Genomic DNA, 13,347 nt, shown 5'->3' on the forward strand with positions numbered 1-13,347 from the left:
GACGTGAACGAGCTCAGGCGGAGGCGGCGAGACGCTTCTTCTGGACGTCGACGTCGAAGTCGGCTGCGGGCCAGCCGAGATCGAGGCTGTCGAGTGCCTCGATCAACAACTCGCAGACCGTGAGTCGGGCGTACCACTTCTTGTTGGCGGGTATGACGTACCACGGTGCCGAGTCGGTATCGCAGCGATCGAAGATGGCCTGATATGCCTCGAGGTAGTCGTCCCAGTAGGCGCGCTCGTCGATGTCGTCGGGATTGAACTTCCAGTACTTGTCGGGCCGGTCGAGTCGCTCGGCGAGGCGCTTGCGCTGCTCTTCCTTCGACACCACCAGTGCGCACTTGATCACGGTTGTCCCGGTCTCGACCAGATCCTGCTCGAACTCGTTGATCATCTCGTAGTGCTTTTCCCATTCCGACTCGGGCACGAGATTGTGCACACGGACAGGGAGTACGTCTTCGTAGTGCGAACGGTCGAAGATCCCGATATGACCTGCGGGCGGCACTGCTTTGCGGATGCGCCAGAGGAAATCGTGCTCGAGTTCCTCTGCCGTCGGCTTACCGAAAGCCTTGATGGACAGCCCCTGCGGGTCGGCGAGCCCACCGACATGGCGCACGATGCCGCCCTTGCCCGCGGTGTCCATGCCCTGCAAGACCAGCAGCACCGACCGGTGATCACCGGATCGACCGTTGGCGTACAACATGTCCTGCAGGTCGTCGAGCGCTCGGCCGCGCTCGACGAGTGTCTTCTCGCCGAGCGACTTGTCGCCGTCGAATCCCGGTGTCGACCCGGCGTCGAAGTCGGCGATGGGGCCGGTGTTCGACGGACGTAGCGCCACCGAGGGGCGCTCGGTCCACGGTGAATGCTCTTGGTGCTCAGCCATCGAACCTGACCTCCTGCGGTGCAGCGACTTCGGGAAGCGGCGGTGGGTCGGTGACGAACACCTCCCGGGACCCGTTCGCTCCGGCGATCCCGATGATCGCACTCCACACCATCATTGTCAGGTAATCGATGAGTTCGTCGGCCGAGACGTCGCGATCTGTCATCCACCAGTCGACGGCTCGCTGGATGCCGCCGACCAACACGTGTGACCACACCTTCGCGCCGGAGGTGTCGGCCGACCGTTCTTCCATGCGCATCACGATGGCGGCGGTCAGGAGTTGGGCGACGAGACGTTCCGACTCGACCGACCCGACCGACGATGTCGGCGAGTTGGTGAGTGCGAAGCGGTACAGCGCCGGATCGTCGGCGACTGCTCGTACGTAGACGCCGATGACTGTTCTCGTCAGGGTGTACTCGTCGGCGTCGTCGGAGATCGCCTCGGCCAGTCGTGGCATGAGTGTGGTCTCGAAAAAGCGGACGGTCACTGCGGTGCCGAGGTCGTTCTTGTCGCTGAAGTACCGGTAGAGGACGGTCTTCGACACACCGATGTGCGTGGCAATCTCGTCCATTCCGGCGTCTGCTCCGAGGGTGCGCACGGCGTCGATCGTGCCGTCGGTCAACTCGCTTCGCCGCTCGCGCTTGTGCTTCTCCCATCGTTGGCGGCGACCATCGGGTTTGACCGGGTCGTCGGTGACCGCACTCAACAGCGCTTGCTCGACCCCTCGTGTCACATGGGCTGCAGCAGACAACGCGTTGCGCGCCGCGGCTGCCGGGTTGGGTCGATTGGCCATCACCCGGCCAGCCTAATGCCCAGGAGAGGGTAGAACTTATGGAGTGTCGACAGTCATTCCGGACGTATCCGGCCCGGAGGAGCAGCAACCCGTGAAGTCGACGCGGTCAGCACCGGGGTTCGGTGCCACCGACTCCGCGAGCGACGTACGACGACGCCGCGATCTCCGGAAGATGAAGGTGGTCTCGACCGGGTTCCTGGTCGTTGCCGCGATCGTCTACCTGTGCATGCGTTACCTCGAACACCGCGACGGAGCCGACGTCGCGGCATGGGTGGGATATGTGCGGGCGGCGTCGGAGGCAGGCATGGTCGGCGGTCTCGCCGACTGGTTCGCGGTGACCGCGTTGTTCAAGCACCCGCTGGGCATCCCGGTCCCACACACCGCGCTGATCCGCAAGAAGAAGGACGAGATCGGCGACCAACTCGGCGAGTTCATCGAAGAGAACTTCATGACACCGGCCGTCGTCGTCGAACGCGCCGAACAACTCGACATGCCGCGCAGGATCTCCATGTGGCTGGCTGATCCGGCCAACACGCCGAGGGTCTCCGACGAGGCCGCACGCGCGATCAAGCTCGCGTCGGAGATGTTGGGCGACGAAGACATCGAGCAGTTCATCCAGGCGGTCCTGCGGTGGGCCGCGGAGCCCGAGTGGGCGCCACCCATCGGGCGCATCCTCGAACAGCTGATCCACGAGGACCGACTCGAACCGGTCTTCCAGCTGCTGTGCGACCGCGCATACGACTGGGCCGTGGGAAGTCAGGATCTCATCGATCGTGTGGTCGATCAGGATGTGGGTCCCTCGTGGAAACCCAAGTTCGTGACCAATCTCGTCGGCGACAAGATCTATCGCGAACTCGTCGACTTCACCTACAAGGTCAAGACCGACACCGATCACGACATGCGGCGTTCGATGCACCAGTTCGTCGAGCAGTTCTCCCACGACCTGCAGTACGACCCGCAGATGATCGAGCGGTTCGAGGGCATCAAGCGCGACCTGGTCGGAAGCGACGAGGTCGCCGACGCGGCGTCGACGGCGTGGAACACCGGCAAGGCAGTGATCGCCCAGATGCTCGAGGACCCCAACAGCACGCTCCGCAACACGTTGACGGACGCGGTCATCAGACTGGCCGTCAGAATCCGCGACGACCGGCCGCTACAGGAGAAGATGAACGGGTGGGTGGCCCGCGTTGCCCACCACGTCGCCTCGAACTACGCCCGCGAGATCATCTCCGTCATCACCGAGACGGTGCGCAGCTGGGATGCGGACGATACGAGCCGCAAGATCGAGCTGCAGGTCGGCCGCGACCTCCAGTTCATCCGCATCAACGGAACGGTCGTCGGCTCGCTGGCCGGGTTGGCCATCTACACGGTGTCGGAGCTGATCTTCGGCTGACGTGGGGTGTCGGTTGTCGACTGAAGGCTGGGCCGGTCGTCGGCCTTCGGCTGCTTGCACGAGCTAGCACGCGCGCCGATACTGGGCATGCCATGAATTTCGGGAGTGACATGTCTGCAGAGAACGACCACGCGGCGCCGGGCGCCGACGAACACGGCAGCGGTGGTGAATCGACCACGGAGCCTGAGGGCTCGAGCAATCCGGTGGAAACAGTGGCCAATGCGGCACAGGACGTGGTCGCAACCGCTGCGCAGGACATCGGTTCGTTCATCCGCTCACAGCGTGTGGCGGCGGAGGTCTCGCTGCGTCAGCTCGCCGACCGCGCCGGAGTGTCGAACCCCTACCTGAGTCAGATCGAACGCGGTCTCCGCAAACCGTCGGCCGACGTGCTGGCGCAGATCGCCAAGGGTCTGAGATTGTCTGCCGAGGTGCTCTACGTGCGGGCGGGAATCCTCGAGGAACGCCCGGCGAGTCCGGTCCGCGATGCGTTGCTGATCGACACCTCGATCAGCGAACGGCAGAAACAGATGCTGCTCGAGATCTACGAATCCTTCCAACGTGAGAACCGCGAGAACAGCGCCGAGTCCTCGCACGCCGACCCCGATTAGAGTGTGACTTGTGAACTTTGTGAGTTTCATGGCCGCGGGCCAAAGCCTGATCCTCTGGATACTGACGATCGTCGCGGGCGTCGCTTCGCTGGTGTGCCTGATCCATGCGTCGATGCAGCGCGCGGACGCCTTCCCCGCGGTCGGCAAGCAGACCAAGGTCATCTGGGTCCTGATATTGCTGGCCGCGACCCTGTTCATCTGGTTCTTCCAGGCGCCGTCGTTGTTCTACCTGATCGGGGTCGTGGCGATGCTCGTCTACCTGGTCGATGTGCGTCCGCGCGTCGACGAGATCCAGGGCAAGTCCTGGTTCAGCAAGCGTCGCTGAGTTCGCGGCAACCCGCGAGCACACTCGCACCCCGGCTTCTTCGGTCGGTGCTGCGTCGGGTGCGGATACCTCGGGAATACACTTGTCGCCGTGGCTGAGTATCGGATCAACGACCTCGCGGAGGCGTCAGGGGTCAGTGTCCGCAACATCCGCGTCTACCAGGACCGGGGGCTGTTGCCGCCGCCTGCCATCCGTGGCCGCACGGGTTGGTACTCCGACGAGCATCTGGTCCGCCTCAATCTGATCTCCCGCATGCTCGAACGCGGCTACACGTTCGCGACGATCAGCGAGTTGCTCCATGCCGCCCACTACGGGATGAAGGTCGAGCACGTACTGCGCGCTGAACCCCGGGGCGGTCGGTTTCGCAACTTCAAACGCGCCGCGACGATCACGATCACCGAGTTGCGCAAGACGCTCAACGCCTCCGACAAGTCGATCGCGCTCGGACAGAAACTCGGACTTCTGGTCAAGGACGGCGCGCACTACGCTATCAAGAACCCCGAGGTCCTCGAGGGCGCCGAAGTACTGGTCAAGAGCGGCATCGACATCGACGTCCTGCTGGACCGCTTCGTGCGCGTGCAGGACGACCTGGAGGACGCCGCGCGCAGCTTCGTCTCGATCATCACCGACAAGTACTTCGACGAGAAACTGCCCGAACTCGGCGAGGCCAACGTGAGCAAGATGGCCGAACTCATCCAGACGGTCCGGCCCATGGCCCATGACATCGTCGAGACCACGTTCCGCAAGGCGCTCGACGACGAGATCTCCAAGGCGATCGGCGAGGCCTCGACCTACTTCGACGCCGCAGTAGATGTCCCGGACGCTGATGTCCCGAACGCCGATGTCCCGAGCGCTGGCGGCGACGTCGCGTCGACCGGTGATGATGCTCCTCGGATGGATGCAGAAAGAGACCCGGATGTGACAACGGGTAGTGTTACATCGAATGATGTCGTCCGGGAGGGGCGGTCGTCGTCCGGTGTCCGCGAGGATCTGACCGACTAGGTCTCATCGCGTCGACGATGCGACGCCCGACCGGGCGGTCACCGGTGGGTCCACAGTGCGACGGATGGAGAGGTATGAAAACGCGGAATCTGGCGCTCGGTGCCGCAGCGCTCGGGCTCGGCGGCGTGGCCGTCGGGGCCGGTACGAATGTCGCCGGGATCGCGCGCGGGGTGTTGTCCTCTGCTCCCGCCGTCGACGACGGACCCGACGACCTGCTGGCCGACCCCACGGCACCGCGGGTACAGCGTCGGGTCATCAGCGTCGACGCCACCACCCTCAACGTCGAGATCTACGGGCCGGAACCCACAGCTGCCGATACCGGCGACGTGATCGTCGCGGTGCACGGGTGGACCTGCAACACCCACTACTGGAATCCGCAGATCAACCATTTCGCGGAGAAGCGGACCGTTGTCGCCTACGACCAGCGCGGGCACGGTTTGAGTGAACTCGGCCGTCGCCGTCCGACGATCGACACCCTCGGGCAGGATCTCGATGCCGTGCTCGGTGCCGTCGTCCCGCCGGGTCGCCGCGCGATCCTCATCGGGCACAGCATGGGCGGGATGACGATCATGTCCTGGGCCAAGCAGCATCCCGAGAAGGTGTCGACGACGGTGTCGGCGGTGGTGCTCGCATCGACCGCGGCACAGGCGGTGGTCCAGAATCATCTGCTCATCCCCGAGGGATTGCCGCGCTACAGCAAACCGTTCGTGCCCGCGGTCAGTCGGCTCGTCACCAGCGCGTCGACCCCGTTGCCGCACGGACCCTTCACCTCGCGGGTCTCCCAGTACGTGGCACTCGGGTCGTCGGCGCGCGCATCACACGTCGAGTTCGTCGACAAGATGATCATGTCGTGTCCGCCACGCGCGCGTGGGCGGTGGGGTGCCGCGATGGGGCGTCTCGACGTCGCAGCGGGCCTCGATGCGTTGACGGTGCCCACGACCGTGCTCGTGGGCACCGATGACAGGCTCACTCCGCGCAGGCATGCAGACGAGATGTCGGAGATCCTGCGCCGCAGAGGTTCTCTGCGCGATGAGATCGTCTTCGACGGTGTCGGTCACATGTCGACGATCGAGGCTGCCGGGCGGGTCAACGCCATGCTCGACGAGATCGTCGACGAGGTGATGGCTCCGGCCGTCACGAGTCGGATCAGTCCGTCAGCCGGGCACCAGGTCTGACCTCAGAACGAACAGTTGACGAGTACGGGTTCAGGATGCAGTGTGACGCCGAACGCCTGGTGTACGCCGTCGCGTACGTCGCGCGCGAGGTCGAGGAGTTCGTCGGCGGTGGCCGATCCCCGATTGGTCAGTGCGAGAGTGTGTTTGGTCGACAGTCGGGCAGGTGACGAAGGGCCGGGGTACCCCTTCGCGAAACCCGCGCGCTCGATCAGCCACCCTGCGGACAGTTTCACGCCGTCGGCCACCGGGAATGACGGCATCGAGATGTCGGAACCCACACGTTCCCGGATGCGCGACATGATCGCGGGCGCGTCGACGGAATCAAGGATCGGATTGGTGAAGAACGAACCGGCGCTCCACGTGTCGTGGTCGTCGGCGTCGAGCACCATGCCCTTGCCGCGGCGGAGACCCAGCACCGTGTCGCGGACGAGTCTCGCGTCGACTCGTGAGTCCCGAGCGACGTCGAGTCGATCAGCGAGATCGCGATAGCGCAGTGGCTGACTGAGCCGATCCTCGTTCAGCCAGAACGAAACTGCGACGACGACGAAGTCGTTCCGGTATTTGAGGGTGCTGGTCCGATAACCCAGTCCGAGTTCACCCGGTGAGACCCAGCGCAGGGTTCGCGCTCGCCGGTCGAGTACTTGTACGCTGCGCAGGACGTCGGCGACCTCGACGCCGTAGGCTCCGACATTCTGCACCGGGGTGGCGCCCGCAGCGCCGGGTATGCCCGAAAGGTATTCCAGCCCACCAAATCCCGCATCGATGGTGGCGGCGACGAGCGAGTCCCAGACGACACCGGCGTCGGCGGTGACGTATGGACGTCCCGACTCGCGGCCCGTGCCGAAATCGATCCGCTCACTTTCGATGACGACCGCGGTGCCGTCGAACCCGTCGTCGGAGATCAGTAGATTCGATCCACCGCCGATGACGAGTACCGGTTCCGACTCGGCGTCGAGCGCGGTGATCTCTTCGACGACGCTGCGCGTGTCCCGGCAGTGCACGATGGCGTGCGCCGGACCTCCGACCCGCAGGGTGGTCAGATCGGCGAGTGGCGCGGACTGCAGGGCGGAGGGGTTGTCGATCACCGTGTAACGGTAACCGAGCCCGCGTCGCCGGGGCCGATGGTGCGTGGTGGCTCGGGTAGTCTGCTCTGTCATGGCGAGCACGCTGAACCACACCGTGACCTACCCGTTCTCCACCACGCGGTACTGGGAGATCATCACCAACGAGCAGTACTGGCGTGACTTGCTCCAGATCATCAACTCGAGCCACGGGGAGCTCGTGTCGTTCGCGCTCGACGGCGACACCGTGACCGTCGAGATGAAGCAGGGAATCCCCGAGGACAAGCTGCCGTCGATGATCACCAAGGTCCGACCGGGCGACCTCGAGATCCCGCGACGCAACGAGTTCACTCGGAATGGCGACACCATCAGCGGGACCATGACGGCGTCGGTCACGGGGGCACCCGCGACGGTCGAGGCAACGGTGTCGGTCACGGGTGATCCGGCGGCGATGCAGTACTCCGGCAGCGCGAACGTCTCGATCCCCTTCGTCGGCGGCAAGATCGAGAAGGCCGTCATCGACGAGTTGACCAAGCTGCTCGACGCCGAGCACGACGAGACCGTCACCTGGGAAAAAGCAGGTCACTGAACGCGGCTCCGGCACTCGGTGAGTGCTGCGGTGCAGGTGGGCGGTCGTGCCGGCTTTTGGTGGCCGAACCGTGCTCGGTTAGCCTGAAACCCATGGCACGACGGCTCAGTTACTCAGCGCGCTACTCCCATCCCGTGGAGAAACTGTACGAAGCGCAGAGCACAAAGCAGTACTGGGACGACATGATGGCCGGGTTCCAGATGATCTCGCCGCACTGCGAGGTCGAGGATTTCCGATCCGACGAGACCGGCCTGCGCGTTGTCCTCAAGCAGACCATCGGACGCGATCAACTGCCCGCGCTGGCGCAGACGGTGCTGATGAAAGACATGGTCATCACCCGCGAGGAATCGTTCGGCCCGTTCGATCCCGACAACACCAAGGGCGACTACACCGCGTCGATCCCGGCCGGACCGGGCAGCCTCAACGGGTGGCAGGAGCTGTTTCCCACGGAGACCGGCTGCACCATCCGCAAGACCACAGAGGTCAAGGTGTTCATCCCGTTCGTGAACGGCAAGCTCGAGCAGCTCATGCTGGTCAATCTCGTCGATCTGTTCCGCGCCGAGGCGGAGTATGCGGCGGACTGGGTCAAGAAGAACCTCTAGCCTCCCGTGAGCCGGTCCGGCTCGGGTAAGCCAACAGGCCGAATCACTCGCGGTACGACGAACATCAATCGTCTGCGTCGTGTGGATCGGTGGATGGCCAACGACCCGACCGTGCGTGCTGCGTTGCGCAGCTCGGATGCGCCGCTCGTCGTCGACCTCGGTTACGGTGCCCGACCCGATACCACTGTCGAGATGGCGCAGCGGTTGCGCACCGTGGCACCCGACCTGGAGATGGTCGGCCTCGAGATCGACCCCGACCGCGTGGTGGAATCGCGCGACGGTGTCCGATTCGGCCTCGGCGGGTTCGAACTGGCGGGGCTGCGACCGCAACTCGTGCGAGCGTTCAACGTCCTGCGCCAGTACGACGAGGACGAGGTCTGGCCCGCCTGGCGTGAGCTGATGGAACGACTGGGCCCCGGCGGGGCGATCGTGGAGGGAACCTGCGACGAGCTCGGCCGTCGGTGCACCTGGGTCCTTCTCGACGCCGACGGACCGCGCAGCCTCACACTCAGCTGGGCGCCCGCGTACACGAGCCGACCTTCCGACCTCGCTGAACGGCTGCCAAAGGCACTCATTCATCGCAACGTCGACGGTGAACCCGTGCACGACCTACTCGTCGCCGCTGATCGCTGCTGGGATGTGGCGGCGCCGCACGCACCGTTCGGTCCACGGGTGCGATGGAGGGAGACGCTGCGGCTGATGGCAGAGTCGGGCATTCCCGTTGTGCGACCGCGCAAGCAGACCACCGACAACGTGCTGACGGTTCCGTGGTCCCTCGTTCGACCCACCACATAGAAGGTGGGCCCGGCACGCGCACGAGATCCCCTGCGCGAGGTGGTTTCGGGGTCGAGGACGCCACTAGGCTTGCCGCATGCGCATCGCAATGGCACAGATCAATTCAAGCGATGATCCGAGTGCGAATCTCGTCGTCGTCGCCGAAGCCGCAACACAGGCCGCGGCCGATGGCGCCGACCTCGTCGTCTTCCCCGAGGCGACGATGTGCCGGTTCGGGGTTCCACTCGGCCCAGTCGCCGAACCGCTCGACGGTCCCTGGGCGACCCGCGTCGCGCAGATCGCGGTCGACGAGAAGATCGCCATCATCGCGGGCATGTTCACCCCCGCCGATGACGACCGGGTGTTCAACACGCTGCTGATCGCGCATCCCGACGGCCGGATCGACTCCTACGACAAGATCCACCTCTACGACGCCTTCGGGTTCCTCGAGTCGCGGACTGTCGCCGCGGGAGACAAGCCGGTGACCGTCGAGATCGGGGGCACCACGGTCGGCGTGGCAACCTGTTACGACATCCGTTTTCCCGACTTGTTCACCACCCTCGCCGAGAACGGTGCACGGGTCATCGCCGTGCCCGCGTCGTGGGGTGCGGGCCCCGGCAAGGTCGCGCAGTGGGAGGTACTCGCGACCGCGCGAGCACTCGATTGTTCGTCGTTCGTGGTGGCCGTCGGACAAGCGGAACCCGACGATCCGGATCTGCGCGAGGGCAGTGCTCCAACCGGGGTGGGCCACAGCCAAATCACAGATCCCTTGGGTACGGTGGTCGCCGCGTACGGGTCCGGAAAATGTGTCCGGGCTCACGACATCGACCTAGCGGCGGTGGAGACGGCACGGACGCGCATCGCCGTCCTCGCCAACCGGAAATCCATCTGACCGGTCTCGGCACACGAACCGAAGAGGTAGAGACCGACGACCACGGACTGAAGGTGCTCATGACCGACAACGAGAACGAACCGCACTCGCGGCCAGGCGACATCGACGGCCCTGCCAGTCCTCGAGAATCGGCAGCACCGTCGAATGCGGAGACCCGCTCGGAGCCGACGGCGGGGCGCAGCGATGGCCATGCGGGTGCGCAGGATTCCGGTAGCGAATGGGTCCCGGTCGCAGACCGGGGTCCGGCGCCGGAGCCGACCGGACCGACATCATCACCCGCGGGCGGACCATCACCCGCGGGCGGACCATCACCCGCGGGCGGACCATCACCCGCGGGCGGACCGTCGCCCGCGCCCGGCGATCTGCCTTCGACCGATCACTCGCCCACGCAGCGTTTCGCCGCGGCGCCGACAGAGCCGGGACCGCGGGCGTACTCGGCGACCTCAGGTGGCACCCGGTCATTCGAACCCGGTGCGGCGACAACGGTCATCGACCCCCCGAACGAACCGGTCCTCACCTCGCCCGTGCGGCGACGTCGTACCGGCAAGATCATCGGAATCACCGCCGCTGCACTCGTTCTGGTGCTCGTCATCGGAGCGGTGGCTTCGGAGTTGATCCTGCGCAAGCGTGTGACCGACTGTCTCGACCAGCAGTTCAGCAGTCTCACCGGTGTGCCGACGAGCGTCTCGCTCAGCAAGAAGCCGATGCTCCTGCAAGCCACCGGAAGTGAGATCCCGTGGGTTCAGGTCGACACGCAGAACGATTCGGGCGGTACCCGACTACACATACGTGCCGACAGGATCGACGCCGACGGCGACACGACGAAGGTCGGCTCGCTCGACGGCACCGGCTACGTGCCCTTCTCCCACGTCGTTGATCTGGGCAAGCAGGAGATGAGTGGTGGCGGGTCCGGGACAGGGACAGGTGCTGGGCCCGACCAGAGCGGCGCGGGCGGCGCGATCGCGGGCGCGAGCATCGAATCCATCACCGGCAACGAGGCCGACGGCACCGTCGACGTCAGTACGTCCTTCAATCTGGGCATCATCCCGATTCCCGTGAGCGCGACCATCAAACCAACGGTCGACGCCGGACACATCAAGTTCGAAGTGGTGAAGGCGAGTGCGTTCATCTTCGGTATCCCCTCCGACTACGCGCAGCAGATCGTCGACGGAGTGTCCAAGTCGATGTTCGGTCCATTCTTCGACCAGGTGAACGTCAAGAATCTGAAGGTGACCAACGACGGCGTCGACTTCGCGGTCGACGGTGAGAATCTCTCACTGACCAACTCCGCCACGGGTGCGGACGGAAACGCGGGGACCTGCAACGTGCTCTGACGGGTGGTGACAGCGTCGTCGCCGACCCGACACGTCCGACATCGGTACTCTCGAAGAGGAATGTCCGATTTTCCCGGGGCCGATCACGTCCCCGCATGCTGGAGGAGAACATGAGCGCGCTGCTCCTGATCATCATCGTCGTCGTCCTCGTGGTGGGGGTGGTGGTGATTTCGCAGCAGCGGTCGGGCGCGAGCAAGGCCCGCAGCCTCGACGACGCGAAGGCCGACGCCCGTCAGGTCATCGAACGCCTCGGCGGTCAGGTGTACATGCTGGTCGGTGACTCGCCCGCGTCCAAGCAGGCGTTGGCGGACGCCGGTGAGCGTTACACGGCCGCCGGGTCGCAGATCGAGCAGGCCAACTCGCCCGCGCAGGCGCGGCTCGCCAAGCAGACCGCGATCGAAGGGCTGTACTACATCCGAGCTGCGCGGACCGCGATGAACATGGACCCGGGGCCGGCCATTCCGGAACTCGACGGCCAGCGCAGCGCGGGCGCGGTGACAGAGGACCGCACGGTCGATTTCGACGGACGTCAGGTCGAGGCGTCGCCGAGTCCGTCGTCACGCACCCCGAACTACTACCCGGGCGGTCGTGTCGCGGGGCGTCCGGTTCCTGCGGGCTGGTATTCGGAGCCGTGGTGGAAGCCCGCGCTCGTCGCAGGTGCCTGGGGCGTCGGTTCGATGCTGCTCTTCTCGACGCTGTTCTCCGGCATGCACGGCGTTCCCTACGACGCAGCCGCGTTCGAGAGTGGGGCGGGCGACGGCTCGGACATGTCAGGTATCGACGGCGGTGACGGTGGCGGCGACTTCGGCGGAGATTCCGGCGATGGTGGCGGCGGCGACTGGGGCGGCGGCGATTCGGGTGGCGACTTCGGCGGAGGTGGCGACTGGGGCGGTGGCGACTTCGGTGGTGGCGACTTCGGGGGCTTCGACTTCTGACCGTCGACCGTGCGCTCTCTGCGGCCGACTGTGCGCCCCGTGCACCCGACCGTGCGCTCTCTGCAGCCGACTGTGCGCGAGGTCAGTTGAACACGACGGTCTTTCGGCCGTGCACCAGCACGCGGTCCTCCAGATGCCACCGCAGTCCGCGTGAGAGGACCAACGTCTCGATATCCCGACCCTGACGGACCATGTCGCTCACGGTGTCGCCGTGGTCGATGCGGGTGACATCCTGCTCGATGATCGGCCCGGCGTCGAGGTCTGCCGTCACGTAGTGGCATGTCGCGCCGATCAGCTTCACGCCACGCGCGAATGCCTGGTGGTACGGGCGTGCTCCGACGAAGCTCGGCAAGAAGCTGTGATGGATGTTGATGGCTCTGCCCGCCCAGCGGTCACACAACTGAGGCGGGACGATCTGCATGAATCGTGCCAGCACCACGGCGTCGGGATCGAGGTCGTCGACGATCGACGCCACGGTCTCGAACGACTTCTGCTTGTCACCGGCCGGAAAGGGCACGTAGTGGAAGGGCACTCCGAACCGTGTCGTGAGTCCCTCGAGGTCGCGATGATTCCCGACGACAGCCGCGATGCGGGCGGGCAGCTCGCCGCGGTCCGCGCGACCGAGCAGATCGGTGAGACAGTGCCCCTCTCTGCTGACGAGTAGCACCGCTGACTTCTGGGCGCCACTGTCGGTGAGCTTCCACACCGTGTCCGGTCCGAAATCGGCGATGGCCGCGGCGAACCGTTCGCGCAGCTCGTCGATGCCGCTTGCGATGGAGTCGGCGCGCACCGCCTGGCGAGTGAAGAACCAGCCCGTGTCGGGGTCCGAATGGTAGGCGGCCTCGGTGATCCAGCCGCCGACATCGGCGAGGAAAGTCGAGATGCGTGCCACAATGCCTGTGCGGTCCGGACAGCCGAGGGTCAGGACGTAACGGCGGCCGGAGGTGTCTGCGAGAGTCACAACCGACAGTGTGCCAAGCTCGCCTA

Annotated in this window: 15 protein-coding genes; 11 read left to right on the top strand and 4 right to left on the bottom strand. The window is 65.4% G+C overall.

Annotation, left to right across the window (positions count from 1 at the left end; genetic code table 11):
* Nucleotides 1-13: 13 nt before the first annotated feature.
* Both GOOTI_RS13460 and GOOTI_RS13465 read right to left on the bottom strand, forming a co-directional pair.
* Nucleotides 14-880, bottom strand: a complete 867-nt coding sequence (locus GOOTI_RS13460; protein WP_007239149.1) for a PPK2 family polyphosphate kinase — start codon at nt 878-880, stop codon at nt 14-16.
* Nucleotides 873-1,670 (bottom strand): TetR/AcrR family transcriptional regulator, encoded by a 798-nt coding sequence (locus GOOTI_RS13465; protein WP_174299139.1) that lies wholly within the window; start codon nt 1,668-1,670, stop codon nt 873-875. The genes GOOTI_RS13460 and GOOTI_RS13465 overlap by 8 nt, the downstream gene beginning before the upstream one ends.
* A gap of 43 nt (nt 1,671-1,713) precedes the next feature.
* Here GOOTI_RS13465 and GOOTI_RS13470 point away from each other — a divergent pair, with 43 nt between their 5' ends.
* From GOOTI_RS13470 to GOOTI_RS13490, 5 genes are all read left to right on the top strand, one after another.
* Nucleotides 1,714-3,063 (top strand): DUF445 domain-containing protein, encoded by a 1,350-nt coding sequence (locus GOOTI_RS13470; RefSeq protein WP_039994099.1) that lies wholly within the window; start codon nt 1,714-1,716, stop codon nt 3,061-3,063.
* A 110-nt stretch (nt 3,064-3,173) separates the two neighbouring features.
* A complete protein-coding gene (locus tag GOOTI_RS13475; protein ID WP_227922267.1) occupies nt 3,174-3,671 on the top strand; it encodes a helix-turn-helix domain-containing protein in 498 nt (165 codons plus the stop codon).
* 10 nt (nt 3,672-3,681) lie between these two features.
* Nucleotides 3,682-3,996 carry a DUF2516 family protein gene (locus tag GOOTI_RS13480; protein ID WP_007239153.1) on the top strand — a complete coding sequence of 105 codons (315 nt, stop codon included), beginning with the start codon at nt 3,682-3,684 and terminating at the stop codon, nt 3,994-3,996.
* A 90-nt stretch (nt 3,997-4,086) separates the two neighbouring features.
* Entirely contained in the window at nt 4,087-4,998 is a 912-nt protein-coding gene (locus GOOTI_RS13485; RefSeq protein WP_007239154.1) for a MerR family transcriptional regulator, read from the top strand.
* A 74-nt stretch (nt 4,999-5,072) separates the two neighbouring features.
* A complete protein-coding gene (locus tag GOOTI_RS13490) occupies nt 5,073-6,173 on the top strand; it encodes an alpha/beta fold hydrolase (protein ID WP_007239155.1) in 1,101 nt (366 codons plus the stop codon).
* A gap of 2 nt (nt 6,174-6,175) precedes the next feature.
* On the opposite strand, the gene GOOTI_RS13495 is transcribed toward GOOTI_RS13490, so the two are convergent.
* Complete coding sequence (locus tag GOOTI_RS13495) at nt 6,176-7,330, bottom strand: UDP-N-acetylmuramate dehydrogenase (RefSeq protein WP_373279025.1); 1,155 nt, start codon at nt 7,328-7,330, stop codon at nt 6,176-6,178.
* Between GOOTI_RS13495 and GOOTI_RS13500 the strand changes: the two genes are divergently transcribed.
* The 6 genes from GOOTI_RS13500 to GOOTI_RS13525 all read left to right on the top strand — a co-directional run bounded on the left by GOOTI_RS13500 (nt 7,329) and on the right by GOOTI_RS13525 (nt 12,360).
* On the top strand, nt 7,329-7,823 hold the full coding sequence (locus tag GOOTI_RS13500) for a DUF2505 domain-containing protein (protein ID WP_007239157.1): 495 nt from the start codon (nt 7,329-7,331) through the stop codon (nt 7,821-7,823). The two genes, GOOTI_RS13495 and GOOTI_RS13500, sit on opposite strands and share 2 nt — an antisense overlap.
* Before the next feature lie 92 nt (nt 7,824-7,915).
* The gene (locus GOOTI_RS13505; RefSeq protein ID WP_007239158.1) at nt 7,916-8,425 is read left to right on the top strand and encodes a DUF2505 domain-containing protein; all 510 of its coding nucleotides are present in this window, start codon (nt 7,916-7,918) and stop codon (nt 8,423-8,425) included.
* Between the two features lie 93 nt (nt 8,426-8,518).
* Nucleotides 8,519-9,220: a hypothetical protein gene (locus tag GOOTI_RS13510; RefSeq protein ID WP_007239159.1), complete on the top strand. Its 702-nt coding sequence runs from the start codon at nt 8,519-8,521 to the stop codon at nt 9,218-9,220.
* Nucleotides 9,221-9,296: 76 nt separating this feature from the next.
* Nucleotides 9,297-10,091: a carbon-nitrogen hydrolase family protein gene (locus GOOTI_RS13515; protein ID WP_007239160.1), complete on the top strand. Its 795-nt coding sequence runs from the start codon at nt 9,297-9,299 to the stop codon at nt 10,089-10,091.
* A 59-nt stretch (nt 10,092-10,150) separates the two neighbouring features.
* Nucleotides 10,151-11,425 carry an LmeA family phospholipid-binding protein gene (locus tag GOOTI_RS13520; protein ID WP_007239161.1) on the top strand — a complete coding sequence of 425 codons (1,275 nt, stop codon included), beginning with the start codon at nt 10,151-10,153 and terminating at the stop codon, nt 11,423-11,425.
* 110 nt (nt 11,426-11,535) lie between these two features.
* On the top strand, nt 11,536-12,360 hold the full coding sequence (locus tag GOOTI_RS13525; protein WP_007239162.1) for a hypothetical protein: 825 nt from the start codon (nt 11,536-11,538) through the stop codon (nt 12,358-12,360).
* A gap of 82 nt (nt 12,361-12,442) precedes the next feature.
* Here GOOTI_RS13525 and purU read toward each other — a convergent pair whose 3' ends face one another.
* Nucleotides 12,443-13,321 carry a formyltetrahydrofolate deformylase gene (purU, locus tag GOOTI_RS13530; protein ID WP_138985281.1) on the bottom strand — a complete coding sequence of 293 codons (879 nt, stop codon included), beginning with the start codon at nt 13,319-13,321 and terminating at the stop codon, nt 12,443-12,445.
* Nucleotides 13,322-13,347: the final 26 nt, after the last annotated feature.

The organism is Gordonia otitidis NBRC 100426 (genome assembly GCF_000248075.1).
Lineage (GTDB): Bacteria > Actinomycetota > Actinomycetes > Mycobacteriales > Mycobacteriaceae > Gordonia > Gordonia otitidis.